18 protein-coding genes and 1 pseudogene are annotated in these 20,927 nt (G+C 44.3%); 15 read left to right on the forward strand and 4 right to left on the reverse strand.

Annotation, left to right across the window (positions count from 1 at the left end):
- Window positions 1–347: 347 nt before the first annotated feature.
- The 6 genes from ACEW9J_RS01050 (at window position 348) to ACEW9J_RS01075 (ending at window position 5,182) form a co-directional block, all read left to right on the forward strand.
- Window positions 348–992: a pentapeptide repeat-containing protein gene (locus ACEW9J_RS01050; protein WP_373543298.1), complete on the forward strand. Its 645-nt coding sequence runs from the start codon at window positions 348–350 to the stop codon at window positions 990–992.
- A 178-nt stretch (window positions 993–1,170) separates the two neighbouring features.
- Window positions 1,171–1,842 (forward strand): class I SAM-dependent methyltransferase, encoded by a 672-nt coding sequence (locus tag ACEW9J_RS01055; protein WP_373543321.1) that lies wholly within the window; start codon window positions 1,171–1,173, stop codon window positions 1,840–1,842.
- Between the two features lie 34 nt (window positions 1,843–1,876).
- Window positions 1,877–3,100, forward strand: coding sequence for a glycoside hydrolase family 10 protein (locus ACEW9J_RS01060; RefSeq protein WP_373543299.1), 1,224 nt, complete (start codon window positions 1,877–1,879; stop codon window positions 3,098–3,100).
- Window positions 3,101–3,233: 133 nt separating this feature from the next.
- Entirely contained in the window at window positions 3,234–3,488 is a 255-nt protein-coding gene (locus ACEW9J_RS01065) for a TIGR03643 family protein (RefSeq protein ID WP_373543300.1), read from the forward strand.
- A 42-nt stretch (window positions 3,489–3,530) separates the two neighbouring features.
- Window positions 3,531–4,484 (forward strand): tRNA epoxyqueuosine(34) reductase QueG, encoded by a 954-nt coding sequence (queG, locus tag ACEW9J_RS01070; protein WP_373543301.1) that lies wholly within the window; start codon window positions 3,531–3,533, stop codon window positions 4,482–4,484.
- Between the two features lie 35 nt (window positions 4,485–4,519).
- A complete protein-coding gene (locus tag ACEW9J_RS01075) occupies window positions 4,520–5,182 on the forward strand; it encodes an HAD-IA family hydrolase (protein ID WP_373543302.1) in 663 nt (220 codons plus the stop codon).
- A gap of 493 nt (window positions 5,183–5,675) precedes the next feature.
- Here the strand turns inward: ACEW9J_RS01075 and ACEW9J_RS01080 are convergent, their stop codons facing one another.
- Window positions 5,676–7,874 carry a recombinase family protein gene (locus ACEW9J_RS01080; protein ID WP_373543303.1) on the reverse strand — a complete coding sequence of 733 codons (2,199 nt, stop codon included), beginning with the start codon at window positions 7,872–7,874 and terminating at the stop codon, window positions 5,676–5,678.
- Window positions 7,875–7,998: 124 nt separating this feature from the next.
- Here ACEW9J_RS01080 and ACEW9J_RS01085 point away from each other — a divergent pair, with 124 nt between their 5' ends.
- The 5 genes from ACEW9J_RS01085 to ACEW9J_RS01105 all read left to right on the forward strand — a co-directional run bounded on the left by ACEW9J_RS01085 (window position 7,999) and on the right by ACEW9J_RS01105 (window position 13,405).
- Window positions 7,999–9,402 carry a proton extrusion protein PcxA gene (locus ACEW9J_RS01085; protein WP_373543304.1) on the forward strand — a complete coding sequence of 468 codons (1,404 nt, stop codon included), beginning with the start codon at window positions 7,999–8,001 and terminating at the stop codon, window positions 9,400–9,402.
- A gap of 36 nt (window positions 9,403–9,438) precedes the next feature.
- Window positions 9,439–9,630 (forward strand): hypothetical protein, encoded by a 192-nt coding sequence (locus ACEW9J_RS01090; RefSeq protein WP_373543305.1) that lies wholly within the window; start codon window positions 9,439–9,441, stop codon window positions 9,628–9,630.
- Window positions 9,631–9,761: 131 nt separating this feature from the next.
- Window positions 9,762–10,313: a type IV pilin-like G/H family protein gene (locus tag ACEW9J_RS01095; RefSeq protein ID WP_373543306.1), complete on the forward strand. Its 552-nt coding sequence runs from the start codon at window positions 9,762–9,764 to the stop codon at window positions 10,311–10,313.
- Window positions 10,314–10,417: 104 nt separating this feature from the next.
- Window positions 10,418–10,966 carry a type IV pilin-like G/H family protein gene (locus ACEW9J_RS01100; protein ID WP_373543307.1) on the forward strand — a complete coding sequence of 183 codons (549 nt, stop codon included), beginning with the start codon at window positions 10,418–10,420 and terminating at the stop codon, window positions 10,964–10,966.
- Between the two features lie 237 nt (window positions 10,967–11,203).
- Window positions 11,204–13,405, forward strand: a complete 2,202-nt coding sequence (locus tag ACEW9J_RS01105) for an O-linked N-acetylglucosamine transferase, SPINDLY family protein (protein ID WP_373543308.1) — start codon at window positions 11,204–11,206, stop codon at window positions 13,403–13,405.
- 82 nt (window positions 13,406–13,487) lie between these two features.
- Here ACEW9J_RS01105 and ACEW9J_RS01110 read toward each other — a convergent pair whose 3' ends face one another.
- Complete coding sequence (locus ACEW9J_RS01110) at window positions 13,488–15,098, reverse strand: B12-binding domain-containing radical SAM protein (RefSeq protein ID WP_373543309.1); 1,611 nt, start codon at window positions 15,096–15,098, stop codon at window positions 13,488–13,490.
- 110 nt (window positions 15,099–15,208) lie between these two features.
- Complete coding sequence (locus tag ACEW9J_RS01115) at window positions 15,209–15,733, reverse strand: DNA phosphorothioation-associated protein 4 (protein WP_373543310.1); 525 nt, start codon at window positions 15,731–15,733, stop codon at window positions 15,209–15,211.
- 193 nt (window positions 15,734–15,926) lie between these two features.
- Here ACEW9J_RS01115 and cobW point away from each other — a divergent pair, with 193 nt between their 5' ends.
- The 3 genes and pseudogenes from cobW to dnaG all read left to right on the forward strand — a co-directional run bounded on the left by cobW (window position 15,927) and on the right by dnaG (window position 19,434).
- On the forward strand, window positions 15,927–17,003 hold the full coding sequence (gene cobW / locus ACEW9J_RS01120; RefSeq protein WP_373543311.1) for a cobalamin biosynthesis protein CobW: 1,077 nt from the start codon (window positions 15,927–15,929) through the stop codon (window positions 17,001–17,003).
- A gap of 53 nt (window positions 17,004–17,056) precedes the next feature.
- On the forward strand, window positions 17,057–17,350 hold the full coding sequence (locus ACEW9J_RS01125) for a helix-turn-helix domain-containing protein (protein ID WP_373543312.1): 294 nt from the start codon (window positions 17,057–17,059) through the stop codon (window positions 17,348–17,350).
- 39 nt (window positions 17,351–17,389) lie between these two features.
- Window positions 17,390–19,434 (forward strand): annotated as a pseudogene (dnaG, locus tag ACEW9J_RS01130) (DNA primase).
- 91 nt (window positions 19,435–19,525) lie between these two features.
- Here the strand turns inward: dnaG and ACEW9J_RS01135 are convergent.
- On the reverse strand, window positions 19,526–20,035 hold the full coding sequence (locus ACEW9J_RS01135) for a pentapeptide repeat-containing protein (RefSeq protein WP_373543313.1): 510 nt from the start codon (window positions 20,033–20,035) through the stop codon (window positions 19,526–19,528).
- 422 nt (window positions 20,036–20,457) lie between these two features.
- Between ACEW9J_RS01135 and ACEW9J_RS01140 the strand changes: the two genes are divergently transcribed.
- Window positions 20,458–20,922: a hypothetical protein gene (locus tag ACEW9J_RS01140; RefSeq protein ID WP_373543314.1), complete on the forward strand. Its 465-nt coding sequence runs from the start codon at window positions 20,458–20,460 to the stop codon at window positions 20,920–20,922.
- The last annotated feature ends 5 nt before the right edge of the window (window positions 20,923–20,927 follow it).

Raw genomic sequence — 20,927 nt, forward strand, 5'->3', positions numbered from 1 at the left:
TTGTTCTCTCAACATTTGAGCTGTCTGTGCCCAACGACCATAGTCTACTCTTAACATCTTTGCGTTGACCTCAATTTACTCCTCAGAATCAGATTGTCTCATACTTTGAAAACTATGGGTTTGAAGTTGGACGGGGTTTATCTAGTCCAAACACTCAAATCATGAATGAGTCTGACAATTCTTTGCCTGTTACTGGAGCAGCTATTCAACCGAGCAATAATTTGCCTGAGTTTAATATTTATGGCTAACAAGTATGTGAGCAATTGTCTGAGCATCCCCAGCAACAGGCTACTTATCTGGCTAAGGATATTAATTTAGATCGGTTAGTCGTCATCAAATAGTGGCAAATGCCCGATTGTCACTCGTCCCCAGACTATGCTAATTATTTACCAGAAATCGACCGTTTACAACAGATCGACCATCTTAATATTCCCCGTTATCTGCATTCATTAGCTACACCGACAGGATTCTGCGTCGTTAGAGCATATCAGCCAGGGATCTCGCTAGCAGAGATCGGCGAACTCCCACCATCGGATCTTAAACTGGTAGCCGCTGCTGTGTTAGAAATTCTCAAGTATCTTCATCAGCTCATGCCTGCGATCCTGCATCAGAATATCAAACCAGAGAATATTATCGTCAATGATGCCGATTTGAGTGGGGCTAATTTGACTGGCACAAATTTCGATCGAGCTGCTGTTTATGGAGCCAAATCGATCGGTACCAATCTCGTCGGCGCGAATTTAGATCGTGCGAAACTAGTCTATGCCAAGCTAAAAGGAGCTGTAGTGCGGAATACCAATTTCTCAAATGCGGATCTTAGATTTGCTGAACTTCAACAGGTGGATCTAACTAATGCTAATTTTACAGGTGCAGATTTAAGTAATGCGGATCTGTCTTATGCCAATCTACGTCATGCCATCTTGACAGGTACAAAGCTAGATGGTGCAAGTTTGACTGGAGCAACTATGCCTGACGGTTCGACGCATCCTTGAGGGTAGGAAGGCTTTAGGCTTTAGGGGTAGGAAGGCTTTGAGGCTTTAGGGGTAGAGGGTAGAGGGTAGTTCTGAGCCTGCACCAATCTTCAATTACTTTCGCAGGAGGTCTAATGCGTAATCCTGCTACGACAAACGCGGATCTACTAGAATGGACTCGATCGACCATCGCCAAAACATGGATAGAATTCTCGAACCGGAAGTCATGGATACATGGCTCGAAGCAACAGCCTATGATGCAATGGATTTTAGCTCTGTAAATACGGCATTTGCAACAGATGCGATCGATGCCGATCCCCATGCCGTCACAATTCTGGATATCGGTACAGGGACGGCGCGTATTCCCATCCTGATGTGTCAACAACGACCACAATACCTGATTACGGGGATAGATTTGGCACAATCGATGCTGATTATCGGTCGTCGAAATGTAGAAGAGGCTAAATTAACACAGCGGATTAAATTAGAGCGGGTAGATTCTAAACGGATGCCATATCCAAATCTAGAATTCGATCTGGTAGTTTCTAATAGTTTAGTGCATCATCTGCCAAATCCATTATCCCTTTTTGCTGAAATACAGCGGTTGGTTAAACTAGATGGAGCGATCTTAATTCGCGACTTAATCAGACCAGAAAATGACGATATTGTCAATGATTTAGTTGCAAAAATTGGTGGAGATTATGATGCCCATCAACAGCAGTTATTCCGTGATTCACTCAAAGCTGCCCTGACGATCGCTGAAGTTCAAGAGCTAATCGATCGCGTTGGATTGCTTCAGATAAAATTAACCCAATCCTCCGAGCTACATTGGACGATCGAGCGCAAGAAAAATGTAATCGATCGAATGTAGGCTAATATAATAAATTACTTAGATAAAGACTGAAATGTTCGATCGTAAATTTTGGTTGGGATTATGCCTAATTTTGGGACTGGTATTGTCCCTCATCACTCCAATCTCATCCCAGGCAACCAAACCAATTAGAGAAATTCGCGGCGTGTGGATTACGAACGTTGATAGTGACGTTTTATTTACACGCGATCGATTAGCCACAGCAATTAAAGACCTACGCTCATTAAACTTTAATACTATTTACCCAGTAGTTTGGAACTGGGGCTACACCACCTATCCCAGCAAAGTGGCCAAAAGAGTAGTCGGTAGTAGTTTTATGCCCAAAAAATCGGCAGGATTATTAATTAATCGAGAGCTTCGTCGTACCGAGGGATTGGAAGGACGCGACGTGCTCAAAGAAATGGTAACTCAGGGACACAAACAAGGAATAGCCGTAATTCCCTGGTTTGAATTTGGGTTCATGGCACCTGCAACTACCGATCCGGCTGGCTCCGATTTAGCCAAACTTCATCCCGATTGGCTGACTCAAAAACAAGATGGCGGCACAACTTGGAAAGAAGGTAAAGATCCACGCGTTTGGCTCAATCCCTTCAAGCCTGAAGTCAAACAGTTTATCATCGATTTAGTAGTTGAAGTAGTCGGCAAATATGATGTAGATGGGATTCAATTTGACGATCACTTTGGATTACCTTCAGAATTTGGATACGACAAATTTACCGTCGATCTCTACAAGCGCGAACATCAAGGCAAACTACCGCCTCAAGATCCTAAAAATGAAGAATGGATTAACTGGCGGGCTGATAAAATCACAGATTTAATGCGCGACTTATTTGCAGCAATTAAAGCAACAAATCCTAAAGCGATCGTTTCTGTCTCACCCAATCCTCAAAGCTTCGCTAAAAGTTTCTTTCTCCAAGACTGGGCAAAATGGGAACGGCAAGGATTAGTCGAAGAACTACTCATCCAAGTTTATCGAGATAAATTAGAAACATTTGTCGGCGAACTTCAAAAACCAGAAGTAAAACTAGCCAGTCAACATATCCCCGTTGGCATCGGGATTTTGACTGGTGTAAAACCAAAGCCAATCCCGATGAAACAAATTCAAACCCAAATCGCCGCAGTTCGTCAACAAGGTTTAGCTGGAGTATCTTTCTTTTTCTACGAAACACTGTGGAAATTGACAAACGAACCAGCCACAATTCGCAAAGATGGTTTCAGACAAGTGTTCGCCCAATCAGTGGCGCGAGTTAGGCTTTAGGCTTTGGGCTTTGGGCGATCGTCTAGAATTAAATAAATAAGTTTGAGTTGTAGGGTGTGTTAGCGAGAGCGTAACGCACCAGACACTAAATCGCTAATTTATCCTCCAAATAATTGCTACTTGAATAATAGTCATGGAATTACCTGAATTAGATTCCGAAACGATCGATCGAGTCCTCGAAATGGCTTGGGAAGATCGCACTACGTTTGAATCAATCGAACTGCAATTTGGTTTGTCTGAACCACAAGTTATCGCCCTGATGCGCCGCGAGATGAAAGCCTCCAGCTTCCGCATGTGGCGCAAACGAGTCACAGGGAGAGATACCAAGCACGCCACCCGCCGCGATTTCATCGCCGGACGCTTCAAATCTCAAAATCACAAAGGGTAGGCTTTAGGCTCTAGGCTACCCCTTACCCTCTAACCCCTAACCATGAACGATCTCACCCAACAAATCGAAGATCGTGCCCGTGAAATTGGCTTCCACGCCGTCGGTATAGCTTCGATCGATCCCAATAGTACCCAGACCGCTGCAACACGCCTCCAAGAGTGGTTATCGTTGGGCTACCAGGCTGAGATGGCATGGATGTCAGACCCCCGCCGTCAGGACATCTACCAGCTCATGCCCTCCGCCAAAACAGTAATTGCGGTAGCACTCAACTATTACACCCCCCACCAACGTCCAGCAAGTCCAGATCATGCCAAAATCGCCCGTTATGCTTGGGGTCGAGACTATCATAAAGTATTAACAAAAAAACTCAAACAACTAACCACTTGGCTGATTCAATCGTTCGATGATGTAGAGGCACGTTACTATGTCGATACTGGGCCGATTCAAGATAAATACTGGGCGCAAGCTGCGGGAATTGGTTGGGTTGGCAAAAACGGAAATGTCATCAATCGTCAATATGGTTCGTGGATATTTTTAGGCGAAATTGTCACCAATCTACAACTGATTCCTAGCGATCCCCACGCACAACACTGTGGCACATGTACGCGGTGCATTTCTGCTTGTCCGACTGGCGCAATTACCCAACCTTTTGTTGTCGATGCCAATCGATGTATTGCTTATCATACGATCGAAAATCGCGCCGAAACCTTACCCCCAGAAATCGCCAACCATCTCCAAGGCTGGGTAGCTGGCTGTGATATTTGCCAAGATGTCTGTCCGTGGAATCAAAGATTCGCTCAACCTACAGATGTAACTGATTTTCAGCCTTATCCAAGTAATCTCGCTCACACATTAACCGAACTGGGATCGCTGACAGATGAGGAGTGGGATCGCAGCTATAGAGGCTCTGCATTGCGTAGAATTAAGCCAGCAATGTGGCGACGCAATGCCATCGCAAATCTTCATACTTTGGGATCGCAATCGAACGTTAATTAGATTACAATCTTAAAACCAGGCTCGGCTTCTCACAAATGCGTAACAATTCTAAACTTATCATTTTTGATTTTGATGGTACCCTAGCGGATACTTTAGGTGCATTGCTGCGAATTAGCAATCGATTGGCACCCGAATTTGGCTACCCACAGATTAGTGATGAGCAATTAGCCAATCTCAAATATCTCAGTTCCTGGGAAATTATCAAGCTATCTAAAGTTGCTTTGTGGAAGCTTCCGTTCTTATTGAAGCGAGTTAAAGAAGAATTTCCTGGAGAAGTTAGCAATGTCAGATTATTTCCAGGTGTGATCGAACTCTTAAATACGCTCAAACTTCAGGGCTATCGATTGGGGATTGTCAGTTCCAATGCAGAGGCAAATATTCGATCGCTCTTGAGTCAAAATCAAATCGAGCATCTGTTTGATTTTGTGACTACTGCGTCTACTTTTGGTAAGGGAAAAACGATCGGTCGGTTGATTAAGCAATACCATTGTTCTAAGTCTGACGTAATTTATATCGGTGATGAAATTCGCGATATTCAAGCTGCTCGATCGATCGAAATCCGCGTCGTTGCTGTGGGCTGGGGATTTAATGCTCCGACTGCGCTGATGGATCGACAGCCAGATCTATTGATTACCAAACCCTTGGCACTAATTAACGCTCTGGCGCGTTTTTATCCTCCAACGACGCAGATCGCTTAGTGGCTCAGTTAAATATTGGTGATAAGCGGAGCGGTAAACGAATAGAACTTGCGAGTTGCAATTATTTCTGGCGGGGACAGAACCCGATCCCCACAATTTTTCTACGTCCACCGTTCAGCTTGTCACAGAAGAACCCATTTGAGATTTTTTCCGAAGGAACCGATTGATAAATGTTGGTGAAATCTACGCTTAGACTAAATTCTAGTCAAGTAACTCCTAACTACAATCTAGAGTGAAGTGAATGCCGCTCCAAGCTAGCACACACGCCATCCATACGCAGGGGAGTTTGAGGGGCGGCGTTCCGCCTCTCAACGGGGGGTCTGGGGGTCGGAACCCCCAGATCCGGGTTCTGCCCACACTAACAAAACCCGCACCCCACAAATTCTCGTCGTTTACCACTTAGCATCTCACTAGAAGATCCCAAATGGGTTCTTAGATCGGGGCTGTGCTTGAACGGAGCAAGTCAGTTTTCCTTATCCCGAACTGAAGTTATTTAAACATCACCTAAATTTGTAACCCCATTTACTAGTGTGAGCAGCGCACCGACTTGTTCTTGTCCGTTAGTGGCGAGATCGCTATTGCAGAGGTAGAGTCGATCGTTCGCCCGCGCGAGTAGATCGCGGAGGATCCGCTCTAGACGTTGTTCGTTACTGGTTTGGGTGTCGGCTTCCGTCCAGATTTTACCCGCATTAGCCTTGAGCAATAGATTGGCACCGTAGAGCGTCGCTGCTCCACCTTCTGCCCATAATGGCGAACCGACATCCAGCCAAAAATGATAGGGGTGCGATCGCTTGCTAGCGCGGTATTGAAAGATATTTGACAGGGTAACAGCCTGATGCTGTGGTTGTAATTGACTGACGGGGTAGGGATTAGCAGTAATCGTCCCTTGGCGGAGCAGCAAGATAAATTGCGCGGTAATCTGATGGGCTGATTCGAGATATTCCGCCGTGGTGTGCGTACGTTCGGCTACTTGCCAGTAGTGTTGAGCGGTTTCCATTAGTTCCCGCAGGGCTGAAAGTCGATCGAATGGTAAATAACTGCCCTGCTGGAAAAAATAACCGATCGCATCAGTCAAGAGATTCAGAGGTGATGGCTGTTGTTGCTGGACTCGCTCTACCCACGCGAGAATTCGATCGTAAGCCCTAGTTGCACTCGCACCGAGACGATCCCAGCGCGGGAAATTAGTATAGAGTAGGAGGCGCGGCTGGGATAGGGAGGGCGCATAACAGTAGTCGGCGAGTAAACCTGCCCGCACGGGGTCGATCGATGTTAGTTGGATTTTGGATTTTGGATTTTGGATTTTGGATTCTTTTAGAAGGGGGCTGGAAATTACAGTAGAATTTGTGGGTGGATAAATTGGACTGAGGGTGACGAGCAAATCGGCAATTTCATCGCGGCTAGTGAGCTGTCCTAAATTTGGATAGGTTAACGCCATCAGGGTAAGTAGAGCGCGAACGCCTGGATCGCTATTTAGTGGTAATTGCGCGTTGAGGGAGGCAATCGGGATCTGATGTTGGGTGAAAATATCGGTAATGGTAGATCGGGAAACTGCATCTAAACCAGGTGCAATTATGGCGATCTCCCCAGGTGCAACTTTACCGCTGGTAATTAGTTCGATCGCTTTTAGAGCGGTAACTTTGAGCATTTCGCCACGGGTGCGAGTTTCGATCGCCCTAATACTATTAGGTAGCGGCGGTACATTGCCTGGATTAATTACGGCTTGGACGATCGCCTCGATGCTAGAATTACGATCGACAAATAAGTTTGAATCGATCGAGTCTAAATAAATGACTGGCTGACATCGAGATTTTAAACCTAATAAATAATCGGGATCGGCACTCAAACCCAGCCTCACCATGCCGTCGGGATTGTAACTAAAGGCTCCCCAGACACCAGCATCGAGTAAGAACTCACAAATCTGTCGTCCGATCGCGGGATAATCATCGACATCATCTGCTAATACCACCCAATATCGATCGCGTAAACGCCGTTGATACTCAGGATGCGGTAGTAAATGCCGCCAATACAACTCTGTCATGATGCCATAAGTCAGCAAGCCGCGATCGAGACACCAATCTCGCCACTCGGCTGCTAATGACTCCACACACTGATAAATGTCGCTATCCTCACCAGCTCCAAATCCCTGAGTGAGGATTTCTGGTAAATCTGCCAATGGCGTACAACTATAAGCAGCCAATTGGAGTAAATCTAGCACCCGCCGCACAAATCGGTACTCAGAGGGGGCAATTTCGCGCCAGTTGAGGCGTTCTATGGCTGGCTGCCACAATTTCGTCGCCAGATCTTGTTCTGTCTCAGGACGCAATCTCAGGGGAATATACGCGGGTAGCTTTAATTCCTGAATCAGGAGAGGGTAAAATAATAAAACCTCCTCTTGAATAAACCCGATCGTCGTCTTTGTTGAAATGGGGTATTTGCCCTGAGTTTTGCCGATTAATCTATCGCCAATATCTCGCTTACTATCATCATTCCCAGCCAGCACTAAAATTTTGGAATTCTGGTGTGAATGTTTACCCACCACAACTCGATCGTCCAACCACTGACAAAATTGAGCAACCAGCCCGTCTGTCTTCCCACTGCGCGTTCCACCCTCAATCCAAATTGCTTTACCTAACACGCTTTTAGCTCCAACGCTCGATTCTACCAGGAGAGGGGATGGGGAGACTAGGGGCATTCATCCCATTCACCATCCACCATTCACTGTCTTGAAAAGGTGCTTTACTTGTCTGGACGGGTCTCCCGCCCAGATGGGAAACCCCAAGACCGCACTTTTCGCCATCCACCCTTCACTATCCCCTATGCAAAGCAAACTCGGTCAATACTGGGTACGCGCAAATCAGTGGTTTTATCGTACAGCCGATCGAGCACTGGATGAAGCCTACAAAGCAGCTCTGAAAATCAAAGCGATCGAAGATGAGCATTTTGGTGGTGAAAAGGTCGCCATCTCTGCAACCAACAATCAAGTCGCTACCTACTTTCAGAACGATCTCCATAAATATCTCAAGATTGTCCGCATCCGACTAGCCGAGTTTCAAACCAGTCGCACAGTCACCGGGAATAACTATTCCCAACCGCCTGACAGTCAACAATTCGACTCTCAGGGATTCAATGATATCAATCCATATACTCAGGATATCGAATATGAGGCGCGAATCCTAGAGAAACTCAGCTTTATCGATGATATTTTGACTCGTTATGCCGATAATACTCAACCCGCAGCCAATCCTGACAATCAAAGATCGAATTTCGGTCAACGCGCGATCGATTTCATCGCACCACCAGGCGAAGGTAGCTCCTTGGCAATCGATCGATCTGCGCCAGCCAACCTGACAAATACCCCCTCTTCTACCATCGGTGGCCAATCTAATAATATGCCAATTCGACCAGTGCGATCGGATGACAATATTAATAAAAAACCCATCATCGATCCCTCCCTGATCTCTACCTTTCGGCGGATTCAGCAAGATCTCAACCCCAAAGCCGAAATTCAAGTCATCCAAAACTACCGCTTCAATCAGACTAAAACTCGATCGGCACTACGGTTTATCCTGATGCTGATTTTAGTACCACTACTCGTCCAATACATCTCCAAAATAGTCCTAGTTGGCCCCATCGTCGATTCATACCGCACCTACCATCACTCAGATGTCTTCCTCAATGTCAACCTCGCACAAGAGGCATTCGAGGAAATGGAAATGTTTGAAAAGAACCTCAAATTCAAGCATATGGTTGGATTGATACCCAAGCTCACAGCCGAGCAGATGGAGGAAAAAGTTCAGGAAAAAGCCCAAGAAATCAAACTCAGCTTCTACCGTCAAAGTGCTGGAGCCGTCAAAAATTGGTTCGCCGACATCTTATCAATAATTACCTTTGCCTGGTTGATTACCAATAGCAAACGACAGATCGAGATCCTCAAATCCTTCCTCGGCGATCTCGTATCGGGACTCAGCGACACCGCCAAAGCCTTTACGATCATCCTCCTCACCGATACCTTCGTCGGTTTTCACTCCCCCCACGGCTGGGAAGTGATCCTCGCAGGTACCGCCAAACATCTCGGTATTGCCGAAAACACCGAGTTCAACTCCCTATTCATCGCCACCTTCCCCGTCTTGATCGATACAGTCTTCAAATACTGGATCTTCCGCTACCTCACCGGACAGTCACCATCAGCAGTAGCCACCTTCAAAACCATGAACGAGTAAAAAGTCCCCTCCCAGGAGGGGTGCCCGAAGGGTGGGGTGGGTCAGATCTCCGCTATCACCATCCACCTCCAAGTCACTCAAAACTACAACTCTCTCAAAACTACAACTCTAAGATCTCGATCGGGAGATCGATCGAGAAAGCCATCAGGAATGACTGATAAGTGGCGGAGATCCACCCACCCCGCCCGTTGGGCACCCCTCCTGGGAGGGGATTTTTTTGGGGTTTAAGTGGGATAACCGCCCCTGCCAAAATATATTTTAAAAATAGTTTGCATAGGGTGATAGGTAACTTGAAAGAAGTGGGTAAGCTGAGGACACGAAGCAAAGAAACAACCCCAACCCTTACGGAAACAATCAAAATGAGAACTGAACTAAAAGCTAAATTCATCCAACACCTCAACCGCAAACAAAGCGAAAAAGGATTTACCTTAGTAGAATTGTTAGTTGTAATTATTATCATCGGTATTCTCGCTGCGATCGCACTACCCAACTTCCTCAGCCAAGGTGCCAAAGCCAAGCAAACTGAAGCTAAACAAAATATCGGTTTAGTCAATCGCGTTCAGACTGCTTATCGTTCTGAAAATTCTGCGTTTGCAACCACCTTTGATGTACTAGCAACTGGTACTATGTCTGGAGGTGCTTCATTTACAAGTACGAGCTATACCTATACTCTGGCTGCGGGTCAAGATACAACCACACTTATAGCAGGTACGGCAGATACTGCGCTCAAGACTTATAGTGGTGGTACTGTAAGATTCATTAATGAAAGCAGTGCCAGTGTTATTGCTAGCGTCGTTTGTGAAGCTCTTACGCCCGGCTCTGGTACTTCGACAGCTCCTGGCCTGACGGAAACTGCACGAGTGCAAACAAGTGCTGTCGCATGTCCCGCCACTGGTTACAAAGCACTGTAAGCCAAAATCTTTACTGTTAAGTACCAGTGCAATTACCCTAAGTTGAAATTAGCTTAGGGTAATTTTTTACCCAGAGATAAGAACTTAATCGAACATGCCGGAACATGGAGATCGAACTACAAGCTAAATTTATTCAAAACCTCCACCATCAACGCGACGAAGGTTTTACACTCGTAGAACTATTAGTTGTGATTATAATTCTTGGTATCTTAGCAGGAATCGCATTACCTAGCTTCCTCAGTCAAAGCGCAAAAGCTAAACAGGCAGAAGCCAAGCACAATATTGGATTAGTCAATCGCGTTCAAACTGCCTATCGCGCGGAAAATTCTACTTTTGCTACTTCATTTGATATCTTGGCAACTGGCACTATGTTTGGTACCAATACTTATAATAGTATAAATTATACTTATAACCTCGATGCCACCCAAGATACTAGTAAAATCACCGTAACTAATCAAGATAGTTCTGTGAAAATGTATCAAGGTGGTAGTGTTCGATTTGTCAATGCTAATAATCAAGGTGTAATTAGTAGTATTATTTGTGAAGCAGTTTCATCTGGTTCAGGAACTAGTGTTAGTCCGACGCTCGACTCAACAGCAACAAGTCCAACAACAGCAATCTCCTGTTCTTCTGCTGATTACCGATCGCTTTAGATTTAATTAATCCTTATGTAAATATACTGATGGTCGATCTAATCGAGTATTTTTATTCAGTAATTACCTCATTTTGTAGATCGATATATTCCAGTTAGAATTAAATATCATCCTAAATAAATAGCGATATACTATATTTCTCCTCAGTCTATTGTTTTATGATAGAGCGGAGATCGGGTCGATCGGGTCAGTATTGTTTATATATGATATTGCAGATATTTCATCAGGGTTCAAGTTATGCTAGCTTCAATATCTACTTCAACTGAGTCAACGGTAGATTCAGCATTCGATGCAATAGGTTTTTATGAAAATCAAATCTCGATTGATGAGACATGTGCCAGTCATTATTGGAATTTAGGTATTGCCTATTTATTAGCAGATAGAGAAGATGATGCCCAACTTGCTTGGTTTACACCTCTATCAGCAACTGATGAAATTGACAATCTTACTAATGAGTTGGTATTAGCTTTAGATCAAAAAGCTGAGAGTTTAGCTCAATTATCTCATTTAGAGCAAGCATGGTTGCTGCGCCAGCATATTATTGCGATCGCACCAGATCGGTTAGAAAATATTCTAAAATCAATTGTGCTAGCACATTCGATCGATCGGCTTACTCCAGAGTGCCTAATTCAATGGCAAGTTAACGATCTACTTTCAGCAACAGATAATCTAGATGATTTCCCAGAAGAGTTGCTAGATGGATGCCTTAGAGGATTAATATCACTGCAAACAGATGTAAGCTTAGAAGCTATTAAACTTGTATTAAGTTTAGTTAAAGAAAACAGAGAACCACTAATTTATCGAACAACAAATACTGCTTTTAATCTTTTTCATCGCGAAAAAATTTGGGCTTTTGCAATTAAATTAGCTGAAATTTGTAATGAAATCGATCCAAACAATTTAGGCACAATTGCTATTTTGAGTGGATTGTACTGTTTAGAAGGACTATACGATCGGGCGATAGCTACAGCCAAAGAATACGACAGAATATCTTCAGGAGTTTTTCAAAAGTTATTTGCTAGTTATTTGATTCAAAGAGCGTATTTTACGGCTGGCAATTGGGAAAATGCGGCTGAACTAGTTGATTTACATCGCGGTATACTTTTAGAAATCACAGAGAAATATTCCCAAAAATCAAGCGAAGTACAAGTTCAGCGACTACTAGTCTCTTCTTTTTTCTTCCCTTATATCGAGGATAATCCCAAAATCAACAAGTCATTACAAAATAAAATAGCTAATATTTATCAGAACAATATTGGATTAGTTTGTTTGAAATCAGAATTTGACTTATCTCTTCAGAAAAAAGTCGGATGCTTGCGAATTGGATATATTGCTTCTACACTAAAAACACATTCAGTTGGCTGGTTGAGTAGATGGCTGATCCATCATCACGATCGGAAATCTTTTCAAACTTTTATCTACTGTTTGAATTTAAGCAAAGAAGATGAGTTTAATCATAAATGGTTTAGAGACAAAGTAGATATTAGTTACTATTTCAGCAATCATCCACAGGAAGTTGCTGCTCAAATTAAAGCAGATGAAATTGATATATTAATCGATCTAGACAGCCTAACCTTTGATTTGACTGGTTTGGTTATGGCTTATAAACCCGCACCAGTCCAAGTATCCTGGTTGGGTTGGGATGCTAGTGGAATTCCCGCAATAGACTACTTTATCGCCGATCCGTATGTCTTGCCAAATGATGCTCAAGAGTACTATCAGGAAAAAATTTGGCGATTACCACAGACATATTTAGCGGTGGATGGGTTTGAAATTGGGATTCCAACACTGCGTCGTCAAGACTTAAATATCCCTGATGATGCGGTGATTTATTTTAGCAGTCAATCTGGTTACAAACGCCATCCCGATAATATTAGATGTCAAATGCGTATTATCAAGTCAGTACCGAACAGCTATTTCTTAATTAAAGGAAAAAGCGATCCGAGCGTAATTCAAAATTTCTTTGGCAAAATTGCTGAAGAGGAAGGTATAAGTTTAGATCGGTTAAGATTCTTAGATGGTGTGCCTGATGAACCCACCCATCGAGCTAATCTCGCGATCGCGGATATCGTCCTCGACACTTTCCCCTACAATGGTGCCACCACCACTCTCGAAACTCTGTGGATGGGGATTCCGATGGTGACTCAAGTGGGACAACAATTTGCAGCACGCAATAGTTACACCTTCATGCTCAATGCGGGAATTACTGAAGGGATTGCTTGGAATCAGCAGGAGTATATCGAGTGGGGAGTCAAATTGGGACTCGATCGCGACCTCCGAGACAAAATCGCTGGTAAACTGCGATCGGGACGCACGACTGCACCTGTCTGGAATGCTAAACAGTTCACATTAGACATGGAAGCAGCTTATCGCCAGATGTGGGCGATACATCAAGAACAGAAAAAGCCGGAAGTAATCGAAGACTACTCAAATAACTAGCCTCCAAAATATCCTAAAAATTCAGGGTAGGGGCAATTCATCAATTGCCCCTACCCTGAATCCTGGAAATAATGTCTATTGATTAGACAGCCGTTTCTAGAGCCTCTACTGACTCGACTTTTTCTGCTGCTTTGATTCTGGCTTCATCTGCCAGAAATTCTGCCAATTGAGATCCGATCTCGCGGCGGACGATGCCTCTGTACTCTAGGAAATGTTCGATTTGGGCACATGTCACCAAATAACTACTAACCCCACCTGGATTGAGCTTGTACATGCTCCAGAGGTTGCGCCAGAACTGCCAACGAGTAGAGCGAACTACTCCTTGTCGCCAGCAGATAATTAGGAGCGCGCGGATGACCATCCAACTAAACTCTTTCTTGCGACCTTCACCTTTATCAGGATAGGTAGCTTCACCGAGCGTGAGAAAATGACGGTAAGTGCGATCGAGGAATTTGGATGGCTCGTATAAGTCATCGAAAGCATCCATATACTCGACGGCGATTTCTTCGAGCGGACGCGTGGGAACGAAGTTCATCAGCGTGGTTTGGTTGATGTTGCCATCTGCCGTACCGCGTAGTCTGCCTTCTTTTGCCAATCGATGGGATAGAGCGGTATCTGGCAATGCTTGGAGCATACTAAATACGGCGGTGGGAATATTTGTCTGTTCGACAAATTTGACGATGCGTTGTCCCGCACCTGTTTTCTCACCATCGAAGCCGATGATAAATCCAGCCATGACGCGCATCCCCGATTTAGCAATGCGTTCGACTGCTTCACTCAGGGAACTGCGGGTATTTTGATGTTTTTGAGTCAGTGCGAGGCTTTCCTCATCTGGAGTTTCAATCCCCAGGAAGACGGAGCCAAAGTTACACTGCACCATCATATCCATCAGCTCTTGGTCGTTTGCCAAATCTACTGACGCTTCAGTCGCAAAGGAGAAGGGATACTTATGTTCGACCATCCACGGTAATAGTTCTTTCAGCAACAGTTTGACGTTGCGTTTGTTGCCGATGAAGTTGTCATCCACCATAAAGATACTCCGCCGCCAACCCAATTCGTACAGCCGATCGAGTTCTTTGAGCATTTGCTCTGGATCTTTAGTCCGAGGTTTGCGACCGTAGAGGACGATGATATCGCAGAACTCGCACTGGAATGGACAACCCCGCGAAAACTGGACGGACATCTCAGCATAGGCATCGAAGTCTAGCAGTTCAAAGCGGGGAATCGGAGTGGTAGTAACATCTGGACGTTCGCCATTGGGTGCGCGGAAGGTGCCGGATATTTGCCCTTGTTTGACTGCTTCGACAAATAAGGGGATCGTCAGTTCGCCTTCATCTAAAATTAAATAATCTGCCCCAACCTCTGACACCTCATGAGGTAAAGCGGTGGGATAAGGGCCACCGACGGCGACGCGTTTGCCCCGACGTTTGGCTTCTTGAATCTGGGCGAGTAAATCTGGTTTTTGAACGATCATTGCCGAGCAAATCACCAACTCCGACCAACTCCACTCAGCTTCGGTAACTTCCCGAACGTTCAAATCGACGAGCTTAAAGTTCCACTCTTGAGGCAAGATGGCGGCAACGGTGATCAATCCCAGTGGTGGGATCAGAGCTTTGCGACCCATCAGCTCGATCATTTTCTCAAACGACCAAAAGCTTTTCGGAAAACGAGGATATAGGAGCAGAACGTTCATAATATTATCTCCAAGTAACGGCATTCCCCGTTAGGTGGAATGATGGACGCATACAATTAACTGACTTTAGTTTAGTTGGTTTTGTTTCTTTGAAACATATTTAGCCCAATTTAACCCAAAAATTTTCTCAAATCGAACTCGGCTGAAGCGGTTGTCGTGGGATCTTCTCCCATCGAATTAGATCCGATCGAATTTGGCGATCTAGAAGTTTGCCGCGAAGCATCGACTGAGAGCATCAGTAAAATCCGCTCGGTATAGTCTACCGCACCGCACAACTCTCGATCGATCAGATCCAGTCCACCATTAGCATACTCCTCGAAGATCCCAATCCGCTGCTGTTCAAAGTCAGCTCGATCTGGCGAAATAACGTTAATATTTTCGGTAGCTGCGATCGCAATTAGTTTCATCACCGGATCGTAACCACGAGCGATAAAGATCTCGATACTAATTGGCCCTGGCTCTTTCTTGGAAATTTCGCCCAGGGGGATGCGCTGTTTTTGTTTGGCACCTAATACGGCTGCAAATAAAATCACATCGGCGTAAGTCTGAAAGGGACTATTATTTTCAGTCGATGCAATCAATGATTTGACTAGTTCAGCTTTGTCTTTGGCTACTCGAATACGATTTTCGGACATAAAATATTTTTCAAGGCTATATGGGTGGCTGCATCGATTAATTACGGTAAACTAAAAGCTCGATCGATCGTGACTTATTAGACCTCCGGCGAAAGTCAGAGGTTAACTGTGATGAGAGGGTAGAGGGTCAGCAACGCCTGCGCTTACGGAACGAGTTAGGCATCCGCAATTATCAATCATCAATTAATTTAACATGGCAAAAAAAATTCCCGTCACCGTCATTACTGGATTCTTGGGTAGTGGCAAAACTACGCTGATTCGACATTTACTCACTCACAATCAAGGGCGACGCATTGCCGTTATTGTCAATGAATTTGGCGAATTGGGCATCGATGGTGAGCTGTTGCGCTCCTGTCAAGTTTGCCCCGATGATGAAATTGAAGCACCTAGCAATATTGTCGAGCTAACTAATGGTTGCTTGTGCTGTACGGTACAAGAAGAATTTCTCCCCACGATGCAAGCTCTGATTGCGCGTCGGGATGACATTGACTGTATTTTGATTGAGACTTCTGGTTTGGCACTACCCAAGCCGCTGATTACTGCCTTCAGATGGCCAGAAATTCGCACTGCTGCGACGGTAGATGCGGTGATTACGGTGGTTGATTGCGATGCGGTGGCCGATGGGAGGTTTGCTAGCGATCCGGCGGCTGTGGACGCGCTCAGGTTGGAGGATGAAAATCTAGATCATGAGACTCCTTTGCAGGAATTATTTGAGGATCAGTTGGCTTGCGCGGACTTGGTGATTTTGAATAAAGCCGATCTGGTGAGTGCCGAGCAATATCAACAAACGATCGATCTAATTAACCAAGAACTCCCGCGATCGGTGAAAATAGTTACTAGCGATCGCGGCATTGTAGATGTAGATACCATCTTGGGATTGAATGCGGCTGTAGAAGACCATCTCGAAGAACATCCCAGCCATCACGATACCGAAGAAGACCACGATCATGATGATGATATTAACTCGATTAATCTGATTATCGATCGCGAATTTGACCCCGAACAATTGCGCCAAAAATTAGAACTGCTCGTTTCCCAACAGGAAATCTACCGGATCAAAGGATTTGTCGCCGTACCAAATAAACCGATGCGGCTAGTCATTCAAGGTGTGGGGAATCGGTTCGAGCAATTTTACGATCGACCTTGGCGCACTGACGAGCCACGGGAAACTAAACTAGTATTTATCGGACACTCGATCGATCCTGGATCGATCTCAAATGCTTTATCAGAACAGGTTGAATCTAATTTGGTAGAATCGAGTAAAAAGTAATTGTAGGGTGCGTTACGCTGTCGCTAACACACCCTACTTCCTAGAGACAGCAGATGAAAAGTAGCAATCCTCATATCGGCTCTTCTTTCGATAATTTCTTAGATGAAGAAAATTTACTTACTCAAGTTAATGAGATCGCTATCAAAAGAGTCATCGCTTGGCAACTCCAGCAAGAAATCGAAACTAAGCAGATGACCAAAACTGGTGTAGCAAAAGCGATGGGTACGAGTCGTGCAGCAGTCGATCGATTGCTAGATCCAGAGAATACTTCAGTAACTCTCAATACTCTCGATCGAGCAGCTAGAGTATTAGGCAAGCGGATTAAGATTGAGCTAATTGAAGCATAATCGACTATTAACTATTAACTGTTAACTGTTAACTAAAAGATGAATATCCCCCGTTTACATCCAAATACGATCGAAGAAGTTAAAGCTAAAGTCGATATTGTTGATGTGGTGGGCGAGCATGTCGTTCTGAAAAAACGCGGTAAGGATTATCTCGGTTCCTGCCCATTTCATCAAGAAAAATCGCCGAGTTTTTCAGTCAGTCCTACTAAGCAGATGTATTACTGCTTTGGGTGTCAGGCTGGGGGGAATGCGATTAATTTCATGATGGAGTTGGGGAAGCAATCTTTTACTGAAGTTGTGCTAGATTTGGCGCGGCGATATCAAGTTCCCGTGCAGACGTTGGAGCCAGAGCAACGTCAAGAATTGCAGCGAAAATTATCGCAGCGAGAGCAATTGTATGAAATATTAGCGATAACTGCTAACTTTTATCAGCACGCACTCAATCAGCCGCAGGGAGAAAAGGCTCTTAGCTATCTGAAGATCGATCGAGCTTTTAGTGATGAGACGATTCAAGGTTTCAAACTCGGTTATTCGCCGTCTGGCTGGGAGACTTTAGCTAACTATCTGATCGAACAAAAACATTTTCCGCCTCAAGCGATCGTGGCTGCTGGATTAATTATCCCACGCAAAGATGAGGCTAGTTACTATGATAGGTTTCGCGATCGATTGATGATTCCGATTTGCGATTTGCGCGGGCGAGTTATTGGGTTTGGCGGTCGAACTTTGAGCGACGAACAACCGAAATATCTGAACTCGCCAGAGACAGAATTATTTGACAAAGGTAATACTTTATACGGACTCGATCGAGCGAAGGATAGTATTAGTAAAACCGATCGAGCTGTGGTAGTTGAAGGTTATTTTGATGTCATCGCCCTTCATGCAGCCGGAATTACTAGTGCAGTCGCCGCACTCGGTACGGCATTGAGTTTGGCTCAAGTCAAGCAGTTAGTTAAGTTACCGAATCCAAACAAATAATTCTCAATTTTGATGCCGATAAAGCGGGTAATATTGCTACAGAACGGGCAATTGGTGAAGTGACTGAGCTTGCCTATCAAGGACAATTGCAATTACGCATCCTCAATTTACCAACGGGAAAAGATGCTGATGAGTTTTTAAAAAATAACAGTCAGGAAGATTATTTAGGATTATTAGATCGTGCCCCGCTCTGGTTGGATTGGCAGCTCGACAAAGCGATCGAGCATCAGGATCTCACTCAAGCAGAACAATATCAAGCTGCTACCCAAAAAATTATTAAACTGCTGCAAAATATCACTGATGTAACTACTCGCATCCATTATCTGCAAAAATCAGCAGGATTATTGAGTGCTGGCGATGCGCGGATGATTCCCCTATTATTTGAGAATTTACAAACTGCAATTAAGGGACTAAAACCACTCCCACAGAAATTTACAGGCGGTAATTTACCTGTAAATAAATTTAGTCAATCCGAGCGATCCGAGCGATCCAAATATTCAGTACCAGAAGCGGCCGATAATAATCCAATTAAAATCGAGGCTGAAGCAGAAATAGCTCCAGTTAGTATCCATCCTAGTCAAAGATTAATCGAACAAGCAGAGGATTTATTGCTACGGATTTACCTCCATTATCCAATTCATCGCTTGACAATTATTGATGGGCTAGATTCTGCTGATCTTACATTTACGTTAGCTCACCATGCTTTCTTGTGGCAACAGATCGTCGATCGATCTTCATTAGGATATGGGCAAAATTCCCAGCCGGAAGAAATTGATTATTTAGACGATCGATTGATTAATAAATTGCAGGATTCGATCGCCGAACATCCGGCTAGAGCCGCTCAGGTTAAACATTTATTTAATTTAGACGAACATACCGCCGAAGAAATCCAGCGATCGCCATTAGTATTACGTGCGGCGATCGCTTGTTTGGAAAAATTTGCTTGCGAAAAAAAGCGTAAGTATTATTTAAGTAAGTTACAAAGTAAAGAACCAGAAGATTTAACTAAAAAAGTAGAATATTATCAGTTATTTTCGACAACTCAACAACGGCTCCAAGAACTAGAAAAGTTGAGAGTTGTGACTATTTCCGACCTGATCTCCTTTTGAAAATTATATTGTCAGTCAGATATAATTGCCTAACTGGTAGACAGTAGCCATCGACACCAGTAGTTAAATTAATTATCAATCATCAATTAATTTAAGCACATTCCAAGGACTCTCTGGTGTCTTTACCTGTGGTTGGATTGGTACCTTTAGCAACCTTACACAACTTCAATTGGATATCTCTTCTCAGTAGCACATCCGTAAAGTCTGCACCATCGATAATGGCACCATCGAAATTAGCAACAGAAGCGGACGCACCGATTAAGATGGCATTAGTGAGATTGGCGCGGGTTAGTCGAGCCGTATCTAACAAAGTATTGGTCATATTTGCCCCAGTCATATCTGCTGAATCAAAATCTCCACCAATTAAGCTCACACCAGTGAGATTCGCATTCATAAATTTGCCTCTGCGGACACTAGCTTGAGTAAACTCAAAAGTAGTTAGATCTTTACCCGAGAAATCAGAATCAATCGGCAAAGTTGCTTTGGTAAAATCATCTGCTATTGCTACTTGTGGATAAATACTTACCGTGACTAATGCGATGATGACCAGCAATGCAGGTAACAACAAGCCTGCCATCATCCGGCGAAAATTTAACTTCATTACGATCTATTGCTAATTAATTTTAGTCTATATAACTACTAATCTTAGCATTCACCGACCATTGCTCCCAACAGAATTGCGATGGCGGCAACTGTGCTACATAACTTCGCCAAGCGTGGGCTTTGCCCAATCGCTCGACTGAGCGCAATTCGGCTCTGCTGAATTGCTATGTAGCTACACTCCCACGGAACTTTGAGATCGCGGCTGTGTAGATCTGTTCGGATGTCGATCTATCGATATCCGTAAAATTACAGAGACGATCGCGATCGTGGTAGTTTGAATCTATTTGAAAACCGTCATAGATCCATTAGCTATTTCTGGACGTATAACCTGATAGCCCCCATAACATTCAATCCACAGTGTCACAATATTTCGCCAGATTTTTAAAATTTACTCTCTGTGGCTTAACTAGCTTTACCGCTGTGAGTGCATCACTAGTCGCTGAGTCGGCTCCTTTCCAAAAAGTCAGTACTCAGAATAATGGCTACATTGGGATTGGTAGTGCGATCGGTTTGGGAGGTAATACAACTGCTTTAGGAACGGGTGGCGTAGCAATTTTAACTAAGGTGAGATTTTCGGATCATCTGTCTTTGCACGATGCTACGGTACTGTTTGGGGGTGGATCTGCCACTTCCATGATTATCCTGACTGCTGATTTTCCGATTCGCAACGATGCTGGGCAAACGATGTTCTCGCCTTTTATTGGTGGCGGCGCAATGTTGCGGTATGCAGGGGGTTTAGAGATCAGTCCAGCCATCTCTGGTGGTGTGGACATTCCACTGTCGAGATTTTTTACTGGAACGCTACGACTCAATGCTGGATTTCCGAATAATCGCCAAGCCGATGTGGGAATTCTAGTCGGAGCTGGCTACAATTTTGGTAGTTAAATTAA

Source organism: Chamaesiphon sp., assembly GCF_041737865.1.
Classification (GTDB): Bacteria; Cyanobacteriota; Cyanobacteriia; order Cyanobacteriales; family Chamaesiphonaceae; genus Chamaesiphon.